This window comes from Roseateles terrae (assembly GCF_014192155.1).
GTDB classification, from domain to species: domain Bacteria; phylum Pseudomonadota; class Gammaproteobacteria; order Burkholderiales; family Burkholderiaceae_C; genus Roseateles; species Roseateles terrae.
On sequence record NZ_JACHXO010000003.1, the window covers coordinates 452,108 to 475,072 of the forward strand.

20 protein-coding genes and 1 tRNA gene are annotated in these 22,965 nt (G+C 65.6%); 13 read left to right on the top strand and 8 right to left on the bottom strand.

Annotated features, from left to right (window positions below; all coding sequences use genetic code 11):
* Positions 1–92 precede the first annotated feature (92 nt).
* Positions 93–719 carry a LysE family transporter gene (locus tag FHS28_RS11235; protein ID WP_088452633.1) on the bottom strand — a complete coding sequence of 209 codons (627 nt, stop codon included), beginning with the start codon at positions 717–719 and terminating at the stop codon, positions 93–95.
* Between the two features lie 144 nt (positions 720–863).
* Here FHS28_RS11235 and radA point away from each other — a divergent pair, with 144 nt between their 5' ends.
* The 7 genes from radA to FHS28_RS11270 all read left to right on the top strand — a co-directional run bounded on the left by radA (position 864) and on the right by FHS28_RS11270 (position 6,131).
* Positions 864–2,225, top strand: a complete 1,362-nt coding sequence (gene radA / locus FHS28_RS11240; RefSeq protein ID WP_088452631.1) for a DNA repair protein RadA — start codon at positions 864–866, stop codon at positions 2,223–2,225.
* A 176-nt stretch (positions 2,226–2,401) separates the two neighbouring features.
* Positions 2,402–2,833 (top strand): hypothetical protein, encoded by a 432-nt coding sequence (locus FHS28_RS11245; RefSeq protein ID WP_088452629.1) that lies wholly within the window; start codon positions 2,402–2,404, stop codon positions 2,831–2,833.
* Between the two features lie 31 nt (positions 2,834–2,864).
* Entirely contained in the window at positions 2,865–3,788 is a 924-nt protein-coding gene (locus FHS28_RS11250) for a branched-chain amino acid transaminase (protein ID WP_088452627.1), read from the top strand.
* A gap of 14 nt (positions 3,789–3,802) precedes the next feature.
* Positions 3,803–4,009, top strand: coding sequence for a zinc-finger domain-containing protein (locus FHS28_RS11255; RefSeq protein WP_088453119.1), 207 nt, complete (start codon positions 3,803–3,805; stop codon positions 4,007–4,009).
* 14 nt (positions 4,010–4,023) lie between these two features.
* Positions 4,024–4,485: a YybH family protein gene (locus FHS28_RS11260; RefSeq protein WP_088452625.1), complete on the top strand. Its 462-nt coding sequence runs from the start codon at positions 4,024–4,026 to the stop codon at positions 4,483–4,485.
* A gap of 8 nt (positions 4,486–4,493) precedes the next feature.
* A complete protein-coding gene (locus FHS28_RS11265; protein ID WP_088452623.1) occupies positions 4,494–5,567 on the top strand; it encodes a YheT family hydrolase in 1,074 nt (357 codons plus the stop codon).
* A 24-nt stretch (positions 5,568–5,591) separates the two neighbouring features.
* Positions 5,592–6,131 (top strand): DUF2946 family protein, encoded by a 540-nt coding sequence (locus FHS28_RS11270; RefSeq protein ID WP_088452621.1) that lies wholly within the window; start codon positions 5,592–5,594, stop codon positions 6,129–6,131.
* A 131-nt stretch (positions 6,132–6,262) separates the two neighbouring features.
* On the opposite strand, the gene FHS28_RS11275 is transcribed toward FHS28_RS11270, so the two are convergent.
* Positions 6,263–6,826, bottom strand: coding sequence for a c-type cytochrome (locus tag FHS28_RS11275; RefSeq protein ID WP_088452619.1), 564 nt, complete (start codon positions 6,824–6,826; stop codon positions 6,263–6,265).
* A 356-nt stretch (positions 6,827–7,182) separates the two neighbouring features.
* On the opposite strand from FHS28_RS11275, the gene FHS28_RS11280 reads away from it, so the two are divergent.
* The 4 genes from FHS28_RS11280 (at position 7,183) to FHS28_RS11295 (ending at position 16,880) form a co-directional block, all read left to right on the top strand.
* Positions 7,183–7,257: transfer RNA gene (locus FHS28_RS11280), tRNA-Arg, on the top strand.
* Positions 7,258–7,907: 650 nt separating this feature from the next.
* Positions 7,908–8,303, top strand: a complete 396-nt coding sequence (locus FHS28_RS11285; protein ID WP_088452617.1) for a hypothetical protein — start codon at positions 7,908–7,910, stop codon at positions 8,301–8,303.
* Between the two features lie 475 nt (positions 8,304–8,778).
* The gene (locus tag FHS28_RS11290; RefSeq protein ID WP_088452615.1) at positions 8,779–14,598 is read left to right on the top strand and encodes a HAMP domain-containing protein; all 5,820 of its coding nucleotides are present in this window, start codon (positions 8,779–8,781) and stop codon (positions 14,596–14,598) included.
* On the top strand, positions 14,595–16,880 hold the full coding sequence (locus tag FHS28_RS11295) for a hybrid sensor histidine kinase/response regulator (protein ID WP_246409916.1): 2,286 nt from the start codon (positions 14,595–14,597) through the stop codon (positions 16,878–16,880). The genes FHS28_RS11290 and FHS28_RS11295 overlap by 4 nt, the downstream gene beginning before the upstream one ends.
* Positions 16,881–17,148: 268 nt before the next feature.
* Here the strand turns inward: FHS28_RS11295 and FHS28_RS11300 are convergent, their stop codons facing one another.
* From FHS28_RS11300 to FHS28_RS11325, 6 genes are all read right to left on the bottom strand, one after another.
* On the bottom strand, positions 17,149–17,925 hold the full coding sequence (locus FHS28_RS11300; RefSeq protein ID WP_088452611.1) for an anti-sigma factor family protein: 777 nt from the start codon (positions 17,923–17,925) through the stop codon (positions 17,149–17,151).
* Entirely contained in the window at positions 17,922–18,473 is a 552-nt protein-coding gene (locus FHS28_RS11305; protein WP_184294595.1) for an RNA polymerase sigma factor, read from the bottom strand. The genes FHS28_RS11300 and FHS28_RS11305 overlap by 4 nt, the downstream gene beginning before the upstream one ends.
* Complete coding sequence (locus tag FHS28_RS11310; RefSeq protein ID WP_375140733.1) at positions 18,466–19,926, bottom strand: YncE family protein; 1,461 nt, start codon at positions 19,924–19,926, stop codon at positions 18,466–18,468. The genes FHS28_RS11305 and FHS28_RS11310 overlap by 8 nt, the downstream gene beginning before the upstream one ends.
* 14 nt (positions 19,927–19,940) lie before the next feature.
* Positions 19,941–20,351 (bottom strand): DUF305 domain-containing protein, encoded by a 411-nt coding sequence (locus tag FHS28_RS11315; RefSeq protein WP_246409984.1) that lies wholly within the window; start codon positions 20,349–20,351, stop codon positions 19,941–19,943.
* A gap of 217 nt (positions 20,352–20,568) precedes the next feature.
* Positions 20,569–20,925 carry a DUF4148 domain-containing protein gene (locus FHS28_RS11320; protein ID WP_184294597.1) on the bottom strand — a complete coding sequence of 119 codons (357 nt, stop codon included), beginning with the start codon at positions 20,923–20,925 and terminating at the stop codon, positions 20,569–20,571.
* A 260-nt stretch (positions 20,926–21,185) separates the two neighbouring features.
* Positions 21,186–21,419: a hypothetical protein gene (locus FHS28_RS11325; RefSeq protein WP_088452605.1), complete on the bottom strand. Its 234-nt coding sequence runs from the start codon at positions 21,417–21,419 to the stop codon at positions 21,186–21,188.
* A gap of 118 nt (positions 21,420–21,537) precedes the next feature.
* Here FHS28_RS11325 and FHS28_RS11330 point away from each other — a divergent pair, with 118 nt between their 5' ends.
* On the top strand, positions 21,538–21,777 hold the full coding sequence (locus FHS28_RS11330; RefSeq protein WP_184294599.1) for a hypothetical protein: 240 nt from the start codon (positions 21,538–21,540) through the stop codon (positions 21,775–21,777).
* 154 nt (positions 21,778–21,931) lie between these two features.
* Positions 21,932–22,963, top strand: coding sequence for an aldo/keto reductase (locus FHS28_RS11335; protein WP_088452603.1), 1,032 nt, complete (start codon positions 21,932–21,934; stop codon positions 22,961–22,963).
* Positions 22,964–22,965 lie beyond the last annotated feature (2 nt).

Here is a 22,965-nt window from a genome sequence, read left to right on the forward strand (position 1 = left end):
GAGCCGCCTGGACACGCCCGGGCGCGTTCCAGGGACGGCAGGGTCGTCCCCGTGAAGAAAGCAGTCGCGCGAAGCCGGGGCAGACCTTCGGATCAGCTCCGCTTGATGGTCGCCAGCAGCGCACCAGCCGCCACGAAGAGCGACCCGAAGACACGGTTCAGCATCTTCAGATGGGCTTCCGAGCGCAACGCCGACAGCACCCGTGAGGCCAGCGCGGTGTAACCGGCCATCACCACGGCGTCGGTGAACCCCAGCGTGGCGGCGATGACCGCGTACTGCGGACCCAGGTGCTGATTCAGGTCGAGGAATTGCGGGACCACGGCCAGCAGGAAGACGGTGCCCTTGGGGTTCACCGCATTGATGCCCCAGCCGCGCATGATCAGCTGGCGGCGGGTGACCGGCTTGCTTTCACTGGTCTGGGCCACCAGGGGCTTGCCGGGAGAGCGCCATTGCTGCACGCCGAGGTAGACCAGATATGCCACGCCGGCCCACTTGACCAGCATGAAGGCCTGCTCGGAGGCGGCAATGAGCGCCCCGAGCCCGGCACCGACCAGCACGATCTGGGTCAGGATGCCCAAAATCAGGCCGATGGTGGTGAAGTAGCCGCGCTTGAAACCGTAATTGAGTCCGGAGCTCATGGCTGCAATCGCCCCCGCGCCCGGGGACAGGCTGATGGCCCATGAGGCCGCGAAAAACCCCAGCCAGACTGAGAACTCCATGATCGACTCCTTGAGGAGTCAGGTTTTTAGCATGCCAACTTCGGATTGACGATGGTCACGGCCAGTCAATTGTTGGGGGATGTGGCATCCACCGGAAGGCGGTGTGCCGGAGTTGGCATCCGCAGCAGCGGCGACAATCGGCCCATGGCTTCTCCCAAGACCCAATACGTCTGCTCCGAATGCGGCGCCACCAGCGCCAAATGGCTGGGCCGCTGCCCCAACTGCAGCGCCTGGAACACCCTGGTCGAAACCGTCGCCGAGAGTGGCGGGGCCGGAAAAAACCGTTACCAGTCCCTGGCGCGCAGCCAGCCGGTGGCAACCCTCTCGGAAATCGAAGCCAAGGACTTCGACCGCACGCCCACCTCCCTGGAAGAGCTGGACCGGGTGCTGGGCGGCGGCATCGTCACCGGCGGGGTGGTGCTGATCGGTGGCGATCCGGGCATCGGCAAGTCCACCTTGCTGCTGCAGGCGGTGGACGCACTCTCCCGCCAGATGAAGGTGCTGTATGTGACCGGCGAAGAATCCGGCGCCCAGGTCGCGATGCGCTCGCGGCGGCTCGGCCTGGACGGCAGTCAGGTGCGGGTGCTGGCTGAAATCGGCCTGGAGAAGATCCTGGCCACGATCGAGGTGGAAGCGCCGGATTTCTGCGTCATCGACTCGATTCAGACGCTGTATTCAGAACAGCTGTCCTCGGCACCGGGCTCCGTCGCTCAGGTGCGGGAATGCGCCGCCCAACTCACCCGCACCGCCAAGGCCACCGGCTGCGCGATGGTGCTGGTGGGCCACGTGACCAAGGAAGGGGCGCTGGCCGGACCCCGGGTGCTCGAACACATCGTGGATACGGTGCTGTACTTCGAAGGGGACACCCACAGCAGCTATCGCCTGGTGCGGGCGATCAAGAACCGCTTCGGCGCGGTGAACGAGATTGGCGTCTTCGCCATGACCGAGAAAGGCCTGAAGGGGGTCACCAATCCCAGCGCCATCTTCCTCTCCACCCACGGCGAGCCGGTGCCGGGCTCCTGCGTGCTGGTGACGCTGGAAGGCACGCGGCCGCTGCTGGTGGAACTGCAGGCGCTGGTGGATGGTGGCGGACCCAGCCCTCGGCGGCTGTCGGTCGGCCTGGACCGAGACCGCCTGGCGATGCTGCTGGCGGTGTTGCACCGCCATGCCGGGGTGGCGACCATGGACCAGGACGTGTTTGTGAATGCCGTGGGCGGTGTGCGGATCTCCGAACCGGCGGCCGACCTGGCCGTGCTGCTGGCCATCCAGAGCTCGCTGCGCGGCAAGGCGCTGCCCAAGGGCTTCATTGCCTTCGGCGAAGTGGGCCTGGCCGGGGAAGTGCGACCGGCCCCCCGCGGTCAGGAACGGCTGAAGGAAGCCGCCAAGCTGGGTTTCTCCGTCGCCGTGGTGCCCCAGGCGAACGCGCCGAAAAAACCGATCGACGGGCTGACGGTGCATGCGGTGGCCCGGATTGAAGACGCGATCGAGATCCTGCGCGGCATGTGACACTTCGGGTCCCGACGCCCGCCTGGGCGCCGGATCCGTCGTTCAGCATCGCCTGTTTTTGCCATGCGCCCCGAATTCCCATTTCAGCCGCCGTATTACGCCGTGATCTTCAGAAGTCAGCGAACCCCTGCCCGACCGGATGACGGTCAAGGTTTCGATCCACACGGAGGTCAGGCATGAATCGCTGGTTCGGCATCGCACTGGCCGTGGCGGCCGTGGTCATCGGCGTGCTGGCATTCGGCTGGAAGGGCGCCATCCTGGCGCTGTCGCTGATCGTCTTCTGGCTGCTGCTGCAGTTCAGCCAGCTGATGAAGGTCATGCGCACCGCCAATGAGTCGCCGCTGGGTCATGTGAGCAGCGCGCTGATGCTGCAGTCCCGCCTGCATCCCGGCATGACGCTGGTGCAGTTGATCCGCCTGTGCCGTTCGCTGGGGGTGAAGGTCGCGCCGGACACCTACCGCTGGGCCGACACCGGCGGCGATGCCGTCGAAGTGGTGCTCAAGGGGGGCAAGGTCACGCACTGGACGCTGATCCGGGCGCAGGGCGACGCGGTGGTGGACGGCGTCGTGAACGAGGTGCCGCCACCACCCGTGGACCGGGCTGCATAAAATCCCCGACTTTGACGCACAAGGAATTCCCATGTCTTTGGACGACCGCGACGGCAAGATCTGGATGGACGGCGAGCTGGTGGACTGGCGCGATGCCAAGATCCATGTGCTGACCCACACCCTGCATTACGGCTGCGGCGCCTTCGAAGGCGTGCGGGCCTACCAGACCGACCAGGGCACGGCCATCTTCCGGCTGCGTGAGCACACCGAGCGGCTGTTCAACAGCGCCAAGATCCTGCGCATGAAGCTGCCCTTCACCATCGAACAGGTGGAAGAAGCGCAAAAGCAGGTGGTGCGCGAGAACCAGCTGGCCAGCTGCTACCTGCGTCCGCTGACCTGGATCGGCAGCGAGAAGCTGGGCGTCAGCCCCAAGGGCAACAAGATCCACCTGATGGTCGCGGCCTGGGCCTGGGGCGCCTATCTGGGTGAGGAAGGCCTCAAGCGCGGCATCCGCGTCAAGACCAGCAGCTACACCCGTCACCACGTCAACATCACCATGACGCAGGCCAAGACGGTGAGCAACTACACCAACTCCATCCTGGCCAACATGGAGGCCACCGACGACGGTTACGACGAGGCCCTGCTGCTGGATGCCTCCGGCTTCGTCTCCGAAGGCGCGGGCGAGAACCTCTTCGTGATTAAGAACGGCGTGGTCTACACCCCCGACCTGTCGGCCGGCGCCCTCAACGGCATCACCCGCAACACCATCTTCCACATCTGTCAGGACCTGGGCCTGAAGCTGGTGGGAAAGCGCATCACCCGTGACGAGGTCTACATCGCCGATGAAGCCTTCTTCACCGGCACGGCGGCTGAAGTCACCCCCATCCGCGAACTGGACCGCCTCGAGATCGGCATCGGCAGCCGCGGCCCGATCACCGAAAAGATCCAGTCGGCCTTCTTTGACATCGTCAATGGCCGCAATCCCCGTTATGCCCACTGGCTCACGCTGGTGTGAAAGAGAACCCCATCATGACCCAACCCAAATCCGTCGTCGAAGTCACCGCCAAGGACCTGCAAGGCCAGGGCGTCGTGTTCTGCCCCAATCCGAAGATGCCGCTGTGGAGCAACCATCCGCGCGTCTTCATCGACCTGACGCATGGCGGTGAAGGCCAGTGCGCCTACTGCGGCACGGCCTATCGGCTGAAGGCCGGTGAAGTGCTGCCGGCCGGCCACTGACCGTTCGCGACTGCATGGTGCGCAAGACCGAGTCCGCGCTCCTGCTGGCCACCCCGGAAGACACCGAGGCCCAGTTCTACGAAGCGCTGCAGACCGCTGACCTCGAGCGGCTGATGGCGCTTTGGGGGGACGAGGACGAGGTCGCCTGCGTCCATCCCGGCGGGCCCCGGGTGGTGGGCGGACCGGCCATCCGGGCCAGCTTCGAAGCCATCTTTGCGCGGGGCGCGATCCCCGTGCATGCGGAGTGCCAGCGCCGCTTGGTGGTGGGGGACACCGCCATCCATCATGTGCTGGAGCGGGTGGAGATCGCCACTGGAGCGGGCACGGAAAGTGCCTGGGTGGTGGCCACCAATGTCTACCTCCACACCGCGCTGGGCTGGCGCCTGGTGTCGCACCATGCCAGCCCGGGCACCACGCAGGACGTGAAGCAGGAACCGTTGATCGTGTCATCGGGAACCCCCACGACGCTGCACTGAAAGTCGCCATGCAGTATCACGCGCCGTCCTGGCTGCCGGGCGGTCATGCCCAGACCATCTGGCCCGTGCTGTTTTCCAAGCGGTTTACCGGAGAGGCACCGCAGTTCAAGCGCGAGCGCTGGACCACGCCGGATGGCGACTTCGTTGATGTGGAGCGCCTGGTGCAAACCGGGCCCGCCACCTCCACGGCTGCGGACGGTTCGCCGGTGGCGCTGCTGACGCCGTCCGTCCACGGCGGTCCCGTCGCCGGGGCACCCTCGGCGGCGGCGGCCGATATTGGGTCGGAACGCCCACTGCTGGTGCTGTTCCATGGGCTGGAAGGCAGCGTCGATAGCCAATATGTGCAGGCCTTCGCCGCCGTCGCTGCGGAGCGGGGCTGGGCGTTCGCCATGCCGTATTTCCGCGGCTGCTCGGGAGAGCTCAATCTCGCCCCGCGTGCGTACCACTCCGGTGATTATGAAGAGATCGGCTGGATGCTGAGCCAGCTGCGGGCAGCCCACCGCGGGCCGATGATCGCTGCGGGGGTGTCCCTGGGCGGCAATGCCCTGCTGCGCTGGGCGCAGGAAGCCGGCGAGGAGGCGCGCCGCACGGTGCAGGCGGTCTGCTCCATCTGCTCGCCGCTGGACCTCACCGCCGCCGGCCATGCCATCGGCAAGGGATTCAACTACTGGGTCTACACCCGCATGTTCCTCAAGACCATGCGGCCCAAGGCCCTGAGGAAGCTGCGTCAGCATCCGGGCCTGTTCGATGAAGAGAAGCTGCGGCGCGCCCGCAACCTCTACGAGTTCGACAACATCTTCACCGCCCCGCTGCATGGCTTCCGCGACGTGGACGACTACTGGCTGCGGGCGTCGGCCAAGCCGCATCTGTCGCGGATCCGGGTCCCGGCGCTGGTGCTGAATGCCCGCAACGACCCATTTGTGCCGGCGCACAGCTTGCCCGAACAGTCTCATGTGGGTCCGTGCGTCACCTTGTGGCAGCCGCAGCATGGTGGCCATGTCGGCTTTCCGTCCGGCAAGCCGCCGGGTCATGTGCGGACGATGCCGAACAAGGTCTGCGACTGGCTGGCCTGCGCGCTCTGAACCGTTTTCGGAGGCTTGACGCCCATGGATCCGATTGTTGAAGCGGCCCTCAAGAAGTGGCCCAACGTTCCCCATTGCTACGGCTGGCTGGCGCTGGATGCGCGCGGCGACTGGTACATGCGGGATGACCGCATCCAGGCGGCGGGGCCGTTTCCGGCGGTCAAGGGCAGCCGCATCACCCATGACAAGCTGATCGGCTTCATCCATCGCAACTATGCGGTGGACGAGCGCGGCTGCTGGTTCTTCCAGAATGGTCCGCAGCGGGTGTATGTCCAGCTGGAAGCGGCGCCGTGGATCTGGCGCCTGCAGCCGGATGGTCGGGTGCTCAGTCACACCGGGCAGGAAGCGCGGGTCGAATCGGGCTGGCTGGATGAACAGGAACGGCTGTTCTTGGTCGCAGACATCGGCCTGGGGCTGGTGCACACCCAGGACATGGGGCCAGCGGCGGATGCCATTGAGGCCGGTCGGTGGACGGTGGAATCAACCACCCGTCAGGCGCTGCTGACGCGCTGCGGGGTGGTGTTGGCGCCGGCGCCGGAGGCGGAGGCGGATTCGAGCGCCTGAGGCGAGGCTTGGGAAGGGGCAGACGCAGCGGCCACCGGCCCGGCCTCAAGACCCTTGGTTTGGCCGCATCGGTGGCTTTCCCGGGTCCCTCGGACCGGGCGCGTCAGGAGCGCCCTGCGGGAACAACCGCCTTACTGCGACGCTGCAGAGGCCGCCGCCACGGGCGCCTTCGGCTCTTCGAGCTTGCCGCCGGCATGGTTGGCCATGTAGACCACGGCGCGGGCGATTTCGAAGTCGCTGGCGTCACCGCCGCCTTGCGGAGGCATGGCCCCCTTGCCCTTGAGGGCGGAGTGGACCAGCGCGTCAAAACCGGTCTTCAGCCGGGGGCCCCAGGCGTCGGCATCACCAAATTTGGGAGCACCCAGGGTACCGGTCGCGTGGCAGGCGGAGCACTGGGCCTTGAAGATCTCTTCACCGGTGCGGAAGGCAGCCGGGTTGCTCAGGTCCTTGAGTTCGATGCTGCCCACCGGCTGAATCCGGGCGGCGACGGCTTCCGCGTCCGAGATGTCGCTGCCGGCGGCGGGCTTGACGTCGCTGGAGACGTAGTTGGCGGCCAGCACCAGAACGGCGATCGGGATGATGAAAGCGAAGAAGACAGCAACGATCAGCTGCTTGGGCGTCTTGATGGGCCCTTCATGCGCGTCATGCGCCTCGGCGGCGTGCGTGGCGGGTGCTTGATCGTGGGTTCCGCTCATGGAGTCCTCGTTGCGATGGGCGTGTATCGAGAAAGGAGCTGGCCCGCGGACCAGTGCCGCAGGCAGGCCCGGCGAAAAGAACCGGGCGAAAAACCGAACAAAGTATAGCCAGCGCACCTGTTTGGCACCCTGGGGCTTTCGTCAAGAACGAGCGATGTTGGTGCGCAGGTGTTGGACCCGGGATGAAGCTTCAGCCAGGCCAGGGTCTGGTGTTGCCTGCGGCAACTGGCGGACCTGGTCCTGCGGAGCCGTAGGGGCTGGGACCGGGCCGCCAGCGAAGGTGCGCAAGGGCGGGAAGCGCTTCTTTTCGCGAATCCGCGAGGAAGGCTCAGAACATGGCTAGAATGCGGGTCTCCGCGACCGTGGTGAAGTGGATATCATTGGGCCCTCCGAAGGCCTAGTCGCAAGTTCGATTCTTGCCGGTCGCACCAGTTTTTGCTGTCTTGATCCGCCGTAGCGTGTGGCATCCGGCGTTTCATGAGCGTTTGCTCAGCAATTACCGGAACCGCAACACGCTCACGAACTGCCGGAAGCGTGTTCGACGGAAGCTGGCGCGCTTTCGCTAAGTCTGTCCGCTCCCTGAGATGCAATGTGCTCGCGCACGATGGAATTGAGGACGCGCAACCTTGGCCAGCCGAGCACAAAGCCTCTCCCCTTCAGATCCGCAGTGACGCGTTGACGCGTCGGGCGTGACTTCGAAGCGATAAGCCCGTCGACGATCTCAACGACGGCAGCTGCCAGTCGCAGCTCCTCACTCGCCTTCTTTTGTACGGCCTTAGCTTTGGGCTGCTGCCGGTTTCAAAGACACCCTGTCAAGGTGGAAGATGAAACCGGAGGTGGTTTATGGGAACGAGGCGGCAGTTCAGCCGGGAATTGAACGTCGAGGCTGTGAAGCTGGTGACCGAGCGCGGCGTAGCCTCGCATCAACTCGCATTTTTGGCTGGATGTTGAGAGCTCAGGCGCACTTCCGTCGCCTCTCGATGAGTTCGCCCTGGAGTCCGACGCCAGCTCACTCCTGCGGTGCCTGAAGTTCAGGTTAGGCGTTCTTCCAGACCAAGCGGACCTGTTCGTTCGCGAGACAATGCTCGATCACGAGAATCCCGAGCTACGCTGGGTCTATCTAATCGGAGCGGCCGCCGGTCATCTTCAGGCCATGCCGACAGACGGTCTGTATCGCGTCGGCTCAAGCGGTGTCACGCTGATCTCCTCCAACCCGTATACCGGCCAGTCGCCGAGCCGTATTCTTCGTGAAGCTATCTGGAGGCCTCAGGGCGACACCGGGTTCGCCACGAGCATGCAACCGGCGTACCACGCGCAATGGCTCGGCGCTGAGCGGCGCCGCAACTTCAAGCACGACGCCAACTTCGAGTCGTACCTCACGCTGATGGGTGTGAACTGGCGCCATCCAAGCCGGTCTACACGGCAGCCGATCAAGTTAGGCGTGACTCGATCTCTCGACGAGTTCTTGCGGAAGTAATGGCTGCCGACCACCGCTTCCATGAGCTCCCGATAGCGGCAGCAGGGCCGATTACAGGACCTTCGTCACGAACCACGCGCGCGAAGCCCTTTCACCCGCCGTAAAGACCCGGAGCCAGAGCGCGCCGAGCCGAGCTCGAGCTCGTCCTGAATCATCCGACCCGCCTATGTAGCCAGAACGGACGAGCACCCGGAAGTCGATGGGCGAATCATCGGTCATGCATCAATGCTCCGGGTGAGCGTCGCCGCCGAGCAACGTTTTGTCGGGTTGCGCGCATCAGCGGCAAAACACGTGCCTGGCACCATCGTCTAAACCCGTCCCTTGGGGAGGGTGTAGGGGAATACATTCCCGAGGTTGCGCTGCCAGCTGACGACTGCCGCGGGCATACGCCCACGCACGGCCAGGCAAAGCGACCAGTCGTCACAAACACAGCATGTATCCGTCACGGGCGGGAGCCGGAGTTGGGGAGAACCAAATGAGCGTCTTGGAAGAAGATGTGGCCGTGGTGCCGGCGGAGAATCTCAACGGCATGCTATTGGCGCTGCATGCCCTGCGTCGCGGAGAGTCGGACATCCGGCTGCCCTTTCACTGGACGGGCGTCGCCGGCAAGCTGGCGGATGCCTTCAACGAGGTGGTGGAACAGAACGCCAGCATGGCCGCCGAACTGGCGCGCCTTCGCCAGGTGGTGGGCAAGGAAGGCCGGCTCAAGCAGCGCGCGGCGCTGCCGGAAATGCGCGGCTTCTGGGGCGAATCCATCGACTCCATCAATGCGCTGATCGACGATCTGGTGCATCCCACCAGCGAGGCCGCCCGCGTCATCGGCGCCGTAGCCGAGGGGGATCTGACCAAGAGCATGGCGCTGGAGGTCGACAATCGCCCATTGCAGGGTGAATTCCTGCACACCGCCAAGACCATCAACCGGATGGTGGAGCAGCTCGGAGACTTCTCGGCCGAAGTGACCCGGGTGGCCCGCGAAGTGGGCACCGAAGGCAAGCTCGGCGGCCAGGCCAAGGTCAAGGGCGTGGCGGGCACCTGGAAAGACCTGACCGACTCGGTCAACTCCATGGCCTCCAACCTGACCAGCCAGGTGCGCAACATCGCGGACGTGACCACGGCCGTGGCGCAGGGCGACCTCTCCAAGAAGATCGAGGTGGACGTCAAGGGCGAGTTCCTGACGCTGAAGAACACCATCAACACCATGGTGGACCAGCTCCGTTCCTTCGCCTCCGAAGTGACGCGGGTGGCCCGGGAGGTGGGCACGGAAGGCATCCTGGGAGGTCAGGCCCGCGTCGAAGGCGCGTCGGGCACCTGGAAGGACCTCACCGACTCGGTCAACTCCATGGCCGGCAACCTGACCAGCCAGGTGCGCAACATCGCGGACGTGACCAAGGCCGTGGCGGCCGGTGACCTCTCCAAGAAGATCACGGTGGACGTGAAGGGAGAAATCCTGGAGCTGAAGAACACCGTCAACACGATGGTGGACCAGCTGCGCTCCTTCGCCGCGGAAGTGACCCGCGTGGCGCGGGAAGTGGGCACCGAGGGCAAGCTGGGCGGCCAGGCGGATGTGCAAGGCGTTGCCGGTACCTGGAAGGACCTGACCGACTCGGTCAACCTGATGGCCAGCAACCTCACCAGCCAGGTGCGCAACATCGCCGACGTGACCAAGGCCGTGGCGGCCGGTGACCTCTCCAAGAAGATCACGGTGGACGTCAAGGGCGAAATTCTGGACCTCAAGGCCACCATCAACACCATGGTGGACCAGCTCTCCTCCTTCGCCTCGGAAGTGACCCGGGTGGCCCGTGAAGTGGGCACGGAAGGCAAGCTGGGCGGCCAGGCGGACGTGCAGGGCGTGGCGGGCACCTGGAAGGACCTGACCGACTCGGTCAACTCCATGGCCTCCAACCTCACCAGCCAGGTGCGCAACATCGCGGACGTGACCAAGGCGGTGGCCGCCGGTGACCTCTCCAAGAAGATCACGGTGGACGTGAAGGGCGAGATCCTGGAGCTCAAGGCCACCATCAACACCATGGTGGACCAGCTCTCCTCCTTCGCCGCCGAAGTGACGCGGGTGGCGCGTGAGGTGGGCACCGAGGGCGAACTCGGTGGCCAGGCCGACGTGCAGGGCGTGGCCGGCACCTGGAAGGACCTGACGGAGTCCGTCAACTCCATGGCCGGCAACCTGACCAGCCAGGTGCGCAACATCGCGGACGTGACCAAGGCCGTGGCGGCTGGTGACCTCTCCAAGAAGATCACGGTGGACGTGAAGGGCGAAATCCTGGACCTGAAGGCCACCATCAACACCATGGTGGACCAGCTGCGCTCCTTCGCCGCCGAAGTGACCCGCGTGGCGCGGGAGGTGGGCACCGAAGGCAAGCTGGGCGGCCAGGCCGACGTGCAGGGCGTGGCCGGTACCTGGAAGGACCTGACCGAATCGGTGAACTTCATGGCCGGCAACCTGACCAGCCAGGTGCGCAACATCGCCGAAGTGACGACTGCGGTGGCAGCCGGTGACCTGTCCAAGAAGATCACGGTGGACGTGAAGGGCGAAATCCTGGAGCTGAAGAACACCATCAACACGATGGTGGACCAGCTGCGCTCCTTCGCGGCGGAAGTGACCCGCGTGGCGCGGGAAGTGGGCACCGAGGGCAAGCTCGGGGGCGAAGCCGATGTGCAGGGCGTGGGCGGTACCTGGAAGGACCTGACCGACTCGGTCAACCTGATGGCCAGCAACCTCACCAGCCAGGTGCGCAACATCGCCGACGTGACCAAGGCCGTGGCGGCCGGTGACCTCTCCAAGAAGATCACGGTGGACGTGAAGGGCGAAATCCTGGACCTGAAGGCCACCATCAACACCATGGTGGACCAGCTCTCCTCCTTCGCCTCGGAAGTGACCCGGGTGGCGCGGGAAGTGGGCACCGAGGGACGGCTGGGCGGCCAGGCCACGGTGCAGGGCGTCAGCGGCACCTGGAAAGACTTGACCGACAACGTCAACTTCATGGCGGGCAACCTGACTGGCCAGGTGCGCGGCATTGCCAAGGTGGTGACCGCGGTGGCCAACGGTGACCTCACCCAGAAGCTCACCGTGGAGGCCAAGGGCGAGATTGCAGCGCTGGCCGACACCATCAACAGCATGACGGACACGCTGGCCATCTTCGCCGACCAGGTCACGACCGTGGCCCGCGAGGTGGGCGTGGACGGCAAGCTGGGCGGCCAGGCCAAGGTGCCGGGCGCCTCGGGCACCTGGAAGGGCCTGACGGAGAACGTGAACGAACTGGCCGCCAACCTCACCACCCAGGTGCGCGCCATTGCAGAGGTGGCCACCGCCGTGACGCAGGGCGACCTGACGCGTTCCATCACGGTGGAGACACAAGGGGAAGTGGCCTCGTTGAAGGACACCATCAACGAGATGATCCGCAACCTGAAGGACACGACGCAGAAGAACACCGAACAGGACTGGCTCAAGACCAACCTGGCCAAGTTCAGCCGGATGTTGCAGGGCCAGAAGGATCTGGTGACGGTGGGCCAGCTGATCCTCAGCGAACTGGCGCCAGTGGTGGGCGTGAAGCAGGCCGAGTTCTATGTGCTGCGCATGTCAGGGGACACGCCGCGGCTCAAGCTCTTCGCCAGCTATGCCTCCGGGGGCCAGGGCACGCACGGCAAGGAACTGGATCTTGGCCAGGGGCTGGTGGGCCAGTGCGCACTCGACCAGGAAAAGATCCTGCTCACCAATGTGCCATCGAAGGCCCTGCGCGTCGCCTCAGGCCTGAGCGAATCGGCCGCCATGGAGGTGCTGGTGTTGCCGGTGGTCTTCGAAGGCAAGGTGCGGGGTGTGCTGGAGCTGGCCTCGCTGGAGCGCTTCAGCTCCACCCACCAGGCCTTCCTGGACCAGCTGACTGAATCCATCGGCATCGTGATCAACACGATTGAGGCCAGCACCCGGACGGAAGACTTGCTGATCCAGTCACAGTCCCTGGCCGAGGAACTGCAGCGCCGCCAGCAGGAGCTGCAGCAGACCAACGAAGAACTGCAGGAAAAGGCGCGCCTGCTCGCCCACCAGAACCAGGAGGTGGAGCGCAAGAACACCGAAGTGGAGCAGGCCCGCCAGGCGCTGGAAGAAAAGGCCGAGCAGCTGGCCCTGACCTCCAAGTACAAGTCGGAGTTCCTGGCCAACATGTCGCACGAACTGCGCACGCCCTTGAACTCGCTGCTCATCCTGTCGGACCAGCTTTGCAAGAACAGCGATGGCAACCTGACCCACAAGCAGGTGGAGTTCTCCAAGACCATCCATGCCTCGGGCAATGATCTGCTGATGCTGATCAACGACATCCTGGACTTGTCCAAGATCGAGTCCGGCACGGTGGCGGTGGATGTCAGCGAACTGCGCATGGACGAACTGCAGCGCTCGGTGGAACGCAGCTTCCGCCACTTCGCCGAGTCCAAGCATGTGGGCTTCAGCGTGGAGATCGAGCAGCCGCTGCCGGCTTCCCTGGTGACCGACGTGAAGCGCCTGCAGCAGATCATCAAGAACCTGCTGTCCAACGCCTTCAAGTTCACCCACCACGGCCAGGTCCGCTTCACCATCGCCGCGGCAGACAGCGGCTGGTCGCAGGACAACGACACCCTGGCGCATGCCGGCCAGGTGATTGCCTTCTCCGTGTCGGACACCGGCATCGGCATCCCGCCGGACAAGCAGCAGATCATCTTCGAGGCCTTCCAGCAGGCCGACGGCTCGACCTCCCGCAAGTACGGCGGCACCGGCCTGGGCCTGGCCATCAGCCGCGAGCTGGCGCGCCTGCTTGGCGGTGAGATCCGCCTGGTGAGCGCCCCGGGCAAGGGCTCCACCTTCACCCTCTTCCTGCCCGCCAGCTACAGCCCGGCGCGCGTGGCGCGCCATGCCCGGCCGAGCCATCCGCAACAGGTCGCGGCCAACGCCGCGGCGGCCGCCGAGGTGGCTGAAGCCACGGTGCAGCGCGCCGCCACCCGGGCGCTGCGGCGCGCCACCTTGCCGGTGGACGCCGGCACGGAACTGGCCGCTGCCCGTGAGGCCAGGCGCGACCTGCAGGACTCGCCGCAGGACAGCGTGGTGTTTGCCAACGTCGCCAAGGACGACCGCGACGACATCGCGGCCGGCGACCGGGTGCTGCTGATCGTGGAGAACGACCTCGCCTTTGCCGAGGTGCTGCTCGAGTCGGCCCGGCAGTCCGGCATGAAGGGCCTGGTGGCCACCACCGGCGCAGGCGCGCTCACCATGGCACAGGAATACCACCCCAGCCTCATCACGCTGGACATCTTCCTGCCGGACATGCAGGGCTGGCGCATCCTGGACCGTCTCAAGGCCGACCCGTCGACCCGCCAGATTCCGATCTGCGTGGTCTCCACCGACGAATCGCGCGACCGCGCGCTGAAGGCCGGTGCCCTGGGCTTCCTCAGCAAGCCGCTGCAGTCACGCGACGATGTGGACACCGCCCTGCGCGAAATGACGCATTACCTGGACCAGCCGTCCCGTCGCCTGCTCGTGGCCATGCCGCCAGGGCCTGAGCGCGACAGCCTGCTGTCCCAGCTGGCGCCCTCCGTCGAGCCGGTCTTCATCGCCGACCTGGACGCGGCGCGAGAAGCGGTTCAGACGGCCGACGCGATACTGCTCGACGCCTGCTGCAGCCCAATAACGCCGGGGGAACTGCGGGAGTTGGTGGAGCAGCGCGGCCGCACCATCGCCCTGCCGGTGGTGGCGCTGGACCCGACGCAGACTGACGCACCGGACCATCCGTGGTCGCGCCCCCATTCCGGTCTGGCCATCAGGCCGGCGGCAGGACCAGCAGGGGCTCTGGCTCAGCTGAGCCTCGCCCTGCACCGCAATCCGGCCGAGCTGAGCGAACCGGAACGCGAGGCCCTGCAGGCCCTGCGGGACGCCGCCGGCTCGCTCGCCGGGCGCAAGGCGTTGATCGTGGACGACGACATGCGCAACATCTTCGCCCTGGCCACCGTCCTTGACGCGCATGGCATGGTGATCGTCTCCGCCGACAATGGGCGTGAGGCGATCCGGCTCGTGCAGGAGGACCCTGCCATCGACATCGTGCTGATGGACATCATGATGCCGGAGATGGACGGGATGGAGACGATGCAACAGATACGCAAACTGCCCCGCGGGCGCGAGCTGCCCATGGTGGCCGTGACCGCCAAGGCCATGAAGGGCGACCGCGAGAAATGCATTGAAGCCGGCGCCTGGGACTACCTGTCCAAGCCCGTAGACCCCTCCCACATGCTGACGGTGCTGCGAGGCTGGCTATGCCATTGAACGGACTTCTGGACGGCGATACGCCGCCTCCCCTGGAGGATCGCGCCAACATCCTGATCGTTGACGACCTGCCTGAAAAACTGCTCGTCTTCGAGACCATCCTGGAGGACCTAGGCCAGAACCTGGTGATCGTGCGATCAGGGAGCGAGGCGCTGCGGGAAGTGCTGCGGCGAGAGTTCGCCGTGATCCTGATGGACGTAAACATGCCGGGCATCGATGGGCTGGAAACCGCCCGCCTGATCCGCGGCTACCGCCGCTCGGCCCACACGCCCATCATCTTCGTGACCGCCTACGCGGATGAACTGCAGACCTCCCAGGGCTATTCGCTCGGCGCGGTGGACTACATCCTGTCGCCGGTGATTCCGGATGTGCTGCGCAGCAAGGTGCGGGTCTTCGTGGACCTCTACATCATGCAGCAGCGGCTGCAGCAACAGGCGCTGGAGCGCATTGCCATCGCGCGGGCCGAAGCGGCCCAGCGGGCGGCGGAGGAGAACACACGCCGCTCCATCTTCCTCGCCCAGGCCGGGCGCGTCCTGGCCGACTCCCTGGATGCGGACGTCGGCATGCGCCGCCTGCTGGCCCTGCTGGTGCCGCGGTTCGCGCCGCGCGCGCTCCTGTGGTTGCGGGACACCGGACGCGGGCACGAGCGAGTGCTGCGCTGCGATGCCCCCGCCGGCCAGCCCGAGACCCCCATCTATACAGAGGGGCGTGAAGACGTGCTCTCGGAGGTGCTCTACAGCAGCACGCGTGATGCGCTGGAAGCCCTGGCTGCGCCAGACGCCCGCTGCGACGAGGGCAGCCCCTCAGGCCAGGCCATGCCGCGATGCGACACCGGCCACGGGGTCGTGCTGCCGCTCGTCACCGGCGAGCGTGTGCTGGGAGGCCTGCTGCTGTGCGACCCGCATCGACCGCCCGACTGGCCCACGCTGGAGGAACTGGCAGGCCGCGCGGCCATTGCCTTCGAAAACGCGCGGCTGTATGGGGCGCTGCAGGCGGAGATCATTGAACGCCGCCAGGCAGAGAACAGTCTGCTGGAGGCGAGCCGGCGCAAGGACGAGTTCCTGGCGATGCTTTCCCACGAATTGCGCAACCCGCTGGCGCCGATCCGCAATGCGGTGGAGGTGATGCGGCAACTCGGCGCGGCGTCCGACGCCCGGCTCGGCCAGTCCATCTCGGTGACCGACCGACAGGTCAAGCACCTGACCCGCCTGGTGGACGAACTGCTGGACGTGGCGCGCATCAGCCAGGGCAAGATCGTGCTCAAGACCGAGACGGTGGACCTCACCGAGCTGGTGTCCCAAGGGCTGGAGCCGGTGCAGCCCCTCATCGCCTCGCAGGACCAGACGCTGGTGGTGAGCATGCCCGAAGGCCCCGTGTGGATGCGTGGCGACGGTGCCCGCCTCATCCAGGTGGTCACCAACCTGCTGCACAACGCCGCCAAGTACACCGGCCCGCAGGGCCGCATCGAACTGACGCTGAGCACGAACGAAGCGGGTATTGACCTGATGGTGCGGGACAACGGCCGCGGTATCGAGCCGAGCCTCCTCCCCCATGTCTTCGACCTGTTCGAGCAAGGCCCGCGCGGGCTGGACCGCACCCAGGGAGGCCTGGGCGTCGGGCTGACCTTGGTGCAGCGCTTGGTGGAGCTGCACCATGGCACCGTCCGCGCGCACAGCGCCGGGCCGGGACAGGGGTCGGAATTCCATGTGCACCTGCCAGTGCCCCAGCAAGACGAGGTGCCGGCGGCCAGCGTGGCTCCCGCACTGGCTGCGGCAGCGCCGGGCGGCTGGGCGGACAAGCCCCGCGCCACGCCGGCCCGCGCATGCCGGGTACTGGTGGTTGACGACAACCGCGATGCGGCAGAGTCGATGGCCGTCTTCCTGGAACTGGCAGGCTTTGACACGGCCGTCGAGCTGGATGGGCCCGGCGCCATCCAGCACTGCGCTATCGGGACGCCCCGAGTGGTGCTGCTGGATATCGGCCTGCCGGGCCTGGACGGGTACGAGGTGGCGCAGCGCATCCGTGCGCTGCCGGCCATGGCGGATGCGCTGCTGATCGCGCTGACCGGCTATGGCCAGATGGACGATCGCCGCCGGGCCCACGAGGCGGGCTTTGATGTCCACCTCGTCAAGCCGGCCGACCCGGATGCGGTGGTGGACTTGATCGAGGAATGGCGGCTGCGGGACCAGGCCGCCAGGGAGACCGCACCCCAGACCGAAGCGCAAGCGGATGGACAGACGGACGGCCAGCGCGACGGCGACATGAGGGCCGTCGCCTCGTGAGATCGGAGGGCAGCCCAGGCGCCAGCGCCCCGGTGCCGGCGCTCATCCGTAATTTTCACGCGTTTGATCCAGATTGATTTCAGGTACCGGTGACCCATGCGATCGTCAGGCGAGCCATGCATAGGACGGATCCTCCGGAAACAATATTTTCTCTAGCGCAAGATGTACAGCGCTCTAGTGTTTCACGCGAGCGCTGCCCTCCAAACACTTGATCGTGACCGAACCCCGCATTGACCGCGCCAGTGGCACAGCCAAATTGCAGCGCGGCTCACACCTTGGCGTTGCGAAGTTGGCGCCTCACCTCATCGGCGATCGGATGTAACAGATCGGTCGCGGCGGTGCCGACAACGCTATAGCCCAACCCCTTCTCGGCCCAGGTGAATCCGCCCACCGACCCCGCGGTCTGCTTCATCATGGGGGCTTCCTTGTCGACCTGCATCGGTCGCACCATCATCGCGATGCGTGTGCCATCCTCGCGCTCATAAAAGAACAATCCACCTGTCCCATTGGCCGTGGACACCAGGCGCCCTCCGACATAGCGGTAACCCGACGCGCCAAGGTCGGGGATGTCGATGCTGCGCTGCAGCTTGTCCGAGACCAGCCGCAGCAGCGTTGAACGATCGGTCTCGCCCGGATCGTCGTGCATGTAAGCCGCAAAGCTGCTGCGGGCCTCTCCGGCCAGTGCCGTGACACCGGCGGTCGGTGCCGCATCCCAGGCGCCGTGCAGCTGCCAGCCGCCGAACGATCCCATGCCCAGCGCCATCATGACCGCGGCAGCCATGCGCCAGCGCCACTGCGGGGGATCGTCACGGCGGGCGAGCAGCGCATGGATCTGCAAGCGCTCCGGTATCGGCTCGTCGGCGATGGGCGCAAGCGCGGATCGCAACAGTTGCCGCTGTTCCCGGTAGATGCCGACACACGCGGCATCCTGCGGGTGGCGGTCCAGATGATCCTGCACTTCCCTGCGGCGCTGCTCATCGAGCAGCCCATCCACATAGGCATGCAGGTCGTCCTCGTCAATCTTGCGCGTGGTCTGCTTGTTCATTTCAATCTCCGCAATGGCGACGGTGCGGTGACCGGCTCCCTCCGGCTCAGGCCGCCTTCCAACGCACGCGCGAGTCGCTCCCGGGCACGCGCCAGGCGTGACATCACCGTCCCGATCGGGATGTCCAGGGTCTGCGCAGCCTCGGCGTACGACAGGTCCTCCACCGACACCAGGGTGATCACCGCCCGCTGGTCTTCGGGCAGGGCCGCGATGGCGCGCAGAAGCTCCTCATGTCTCACGCGAGATTCCTGCGGCGCCGGCGCCGCGACGGCCGCCTCGTCAACATCGGCGATGTCGATGTGCTGACCCCGTCTCGCGTCCTGGCGCAGCCGGTTCACGATGAGATTGTGCGCAATGGCGAAGACCCATTGCCGCGTGTTCTCGGCCTGCTTGCGCGTCTTCCAGTTGCTGATCGCCCGTTCCAGGCAATCCTGCACCAGGTCGTCGGCCAACTCGCGATTTCGGACCATCGCGGATGCATAGCGTCGTAACGCCGGGATCAGCGGCTGGAGTGCCGTCAGCAGCTCCAGGTCCTCGCTTTTACTCATTCCCGACGATCTGCGTCTGCACCGGTTTGCCGGGGCCGCCGTCGACCACTGGCGCGATCACCAGATAGCGCCGGGGAGAGACCCCATCGGATTGAACGATCTGCCGGATCGGGCCAACGGCATTGACGATGGCCGCCCCGGCTGGATTCGTCATGAAGTTGGCCAGGGGCTGGAGCACACCGGCGCCGTCCTTCGCCTCCGCCAACGCCAACACGTAGGGCTGTTTGGGCACCAGGCCAGTCACCGACGCCTGGACCACCTGCAACAGGCCCTGATCGAACATCGACACACTGGTGCGCGGCGCCGAGCCTGTGGCCCCCGGTTCGGAGAGCGCGAGCGTTGCGACCTGACCGGCCACGCCAAGCGCCTGCAGGCCCTGCCTGCCCTCACCACTGGGCACGGCGTTGGGCACATAGGCGATGGCTTGTGGCGCCTGGCCGATGGGCACCTGTCCGACGACGGTGTTGCGGGCCGTGTCGATCACTGCGAGCGCATCGTCATTCTCCAGGCCGACGTAGATTCGGCTGCCGTCTCCGGACGGCCACACCCCGTGAGGCAGTTTGCCTACCGGGATCGTGGCCACCTGCGAGAAATCGTCGGTGCGGAACACCTTCACCAGGTTCAGCCCGCCCACCGTGACATAGGCGAAGGTGCCTGCGGCCGTCTTGGCGAAGTTCACGTGATTGGTGATCGGTCCGGTCTCAAACGACGAAATGACGTTGAACGGTGGACGCGCATTGAAAACCATCGTGCGACCCACATCCTTGAGCGTGAACCACACCTGTTTGCCATCGGGCGTCGCTGCGATGTTGGGACAGAAGGGGCTGTCCTGCCTGACCTTGGCGACGATCTGGTGGGTCGCCACCTCGACGACGGCGGTCTCGGGATTGAAGGACGAACACACATAGCCGTACTTGCCGTCAGGCGAGAAGATCTGCATGCCCGGCCCTGCCGCCGTCACGATGCGGGTCTTCTCCTCGAATGTGGCCGCATCGATCACCGAGACGTAGTTTTCGCCTCGAACCGTGACCCAGACCTCCTTGCCATCGGGCGTGAAGAATGCTTCGTGCGGCGACCGGCCGACATAGGTGGTGTGCTTGACGGTGTTGGACTGCGTGTCGATGAAGGTGACCGAATTGGATCCGATGGAAACGACTGCCAGCGTTCGGTGGTCCGGCGAGAAGCCCAGGCCGTGCACCAGCACCTGGCCCTTGTAGAGAGGGCTGAAGTTGCCCGGCGAGGGGTCGCCCAGGCGGATCACGCCGAGGAGCCGGTTGTCGACCGGGTCCGTGACGGACAGCGTGTTGGAGAACTGCTCAGCCGCGTAGACGCGGTCACGGTGGCTGATGGGGATGTCGGCGTCGGAGGCAGGTCCCGGCGCTTGTCCGGCAAAGGCCGCGCCGGCACACAGTGCAGTCAGCGCGAGCGAAGCGCGCAACGAATTCTTCATCATGGCGGATCCCTGACTCAGTGGGAGTGGTGATGGGTGGGGGACGCGGACGGCGTGCCCGGAGCGGATTCGGTGATGGCTGCAGGCCCGGCCTGCGTTGGCGCCGCGGCAGACGGCGGCGGGGGTTCGCCGAGTGCGAGCTTCATCGCCGCGATTTCCTGTTGCTGCTCCACGATGATCTCCTGGGCGATGCGCCGGAGCTGCTCGTTTTTGCCGTATCGCAGCTCGGCCAGGGCCATGTCGATGGCGCCCTGGTGGTGAGGGATCATCATGGCGGCGAAATCGCGGTCAATGTCGCCCGAGGGCCTGACCTCCATGGCGGACATCATTCGCTCCATGGCAGCATCGTTCTCTGCTTTGAATGCCTGCTGCGGCGTCAGTGCGCTGCAGTACGCGCCGGCGGTCGCGGCTGTGACGGTCACTACCATCCAGGTCGGCCAGTGTCGGAATCGAGACATGTTGGGCATGGCGGGGTGGGCTGAAGGGAGACGTGTGGAGATTCCCAGGCTTGCGGGGCTGTCGCCTCTCTCGTTGTAGACAGCGGGAGTACCGACTTATTCCCGCCGCCCAGGCAGGCTGGCCCGGCGGCGACGATGGCGTTGAAAGAACGCGACATCGGCCGGCGCCGGTTGACTGCTCATGCCATCACTGGGAGGAAGCGACTCGCGAGGCCTCCGCAGCGACAGCGGTCTCGCCTCGTTCATGGGCAATGCGCGCGACGGCCGTCGCGAACCCGGGCGCGCTGCGCAGCGCCTTGTAGCGGGCTTGGGCCTGCTGATAGTCAGCACCAAAAACATTCGGCGCGTCACGGCTGTCCAATGCAGCCAGGCCGGATTGGCGATAGATCTCCAGATCCGCCAGGACCTCTGCGCGCGTCACGGTCGCTTGCGCAGGCGAGGCGCCCGGGACCGCCGCTCCTTCCCCGGCCGAGTGGTTGCCATGGGCGAAGGCGACGGTGCTCATCATGAACGCGGTAGCGACGAAGGCGAAGGGTTTATTCATGGTCCCGGTCCAGTCAATCGAAGGTCGTTCGAGCCTGCAGAGGCAGACCCGGCAGTTCAGCTGTGGCATCCGGAATCGCCTGTTTGTCTGGCGACCCGTCAGTTTCAGTTGGCCTGTATCGATGTAGACGCTGGACGCGAGGCGTTATTCCGCGAAGAAGGGAAGATGTCTGCGAGCTTGGCGCTATGCGCACGACCGCGATGCGAGGCGGAACGAATCGAGACGGAGGGAGTCCGTGGTGTCCCCCTGCCGAGCCACGTTCAGACGTTCAGATCCAGCCCCAGCATCTTCCCCACGGTGAAGGTCACGAACAGCAAGACCACCACCAGCACAAGAAAGAGCGCCACCAGCTTCGCGCTGTTGCGCAGCACCGCGCGCTGGACTTCGGTCCCCCTCTTTTTACCTTGGTCGTAATGCCATTTGACGGCGTAGAACATGCCGATGGCCAGCACAACCACCTTGAAGGTGATGAAGACGGTGGGGATCCATTCCATGAGGGTCAAACTTCCGGTCAGTCGGCGGTGACACGTGGCAACGCCATTTCAGATCGGGACTTTGCGCGAAAGCATCGCGGCAGTACAGACTCAGATTTGGCGAGAAAGACCGGATCAGATGAACTCCAGGCAAGGTTGCAATCGACGCTCGCACCCAACGGGTCCCCCGGGCGAGAGTGTTCCCGACGCCGCCTGCGGCCATCCGAAGGCCGCTCGTACAAGTGGGTTCAATAGCGGCTGCGCAGGTGTCACGAATCCGTCGGCCACCACCCTGTCTGACATGGTCACGCCGCTGACGTACGACCTGCGCCTGAACAAGGCCGCCTACGACAGCATCACCGGCGCGCTGAAGATCTGACGCATGGCCGTGCGCCGCAGTGCGCGACCTTCAGAGGGCTCCCTCCCGGGAGCTTTTTTTTCGCCCGTCGCCCTGCCCATGCCCCTTGGCCTGCCGGGACTTTGCTGCTTCACTTAGGGTGCGACTCTTCTCACATTCACACAGGAAGGCAGCCATGGAACATCGACAACTCGGCCGCTCGGGCCTGAAGGTCCCCGCCCTCAGCCTGGGCACCGGCACCTTCGGCGGCAGCGGCGAATTTTTCGAGCGCTGGGGCAGCACCCAGGTGGACGAGGCCGGCCGCATGGTGGACATCTGCCTGGACCACGGCCTCAACTTCTTCGACACCGCCGATGTCTATTCCGCCGGACGCTCGGAAGAAGTGCTCGGCCAGGCGCTCAAAGGTCGCCGCGACCGCGTGCTGATCTCCAGCAAGGGCACCTTCACCATGGGCGACGGCCCGAACGATGTGGGCTCGTCCCGCTATCACATCACCCGCGCGGTCGAGGCCAGCCTGCGGCGCCTGGGCACCGACCACATCGATTTGTATTTCATGCATGGCTTCGATGCGCTCACGCCGGTGGACGAGACCCTGCGCGCCCTGGACGACCTGATCACCGCCGGCAAGATCGGCTACATCGGCGCCTCCAACTTCTCCGGCTGGCATCTGATGAAGTCGCTGGCCACTTCCGAAAAATGGGGGCTCGGCCGCTACGTAGCGTATCAAGGCTATTACTCGCTGATCGGCCGCGACTACGAGTGGGAACTGATGCCCCTGGCGCTAGACCAGGGCGTGGGCACCATGGTGTGGAGCCCGCTGGGCTGGGGACGTCTCACCGGCAAGATCCGGCGGGGCCAGGACAACAGCAGTGGTCGCATCGCATCCGGTGGCGCCGTCGGCGGACCGCCGGTGGACGATGAGCAGCTGTTCCGGGTCGTTGATGTCCTGGATGAGATTGCGCGCCAGCGCGAGAAGACCGTGGCCCAGGTGGCCCTGAACTGGGTGCTTCGCCGTCCCTCAGTGGCCAATGTGGTGATCGGCGCCCGCAATGAAGAACAGCTCCAGCAGAACCTGGGGGCGCTGGGTTGGGAACTGTCCGCCGAGGACATTGCACGACTCGATGAAGCCAGCCACAAGGAGCCGGTTTATCCGTATTGGCACCAAAAGGGATTTGCGTCGCGCAATCCGAAGCCAACGCGCTGGTGATG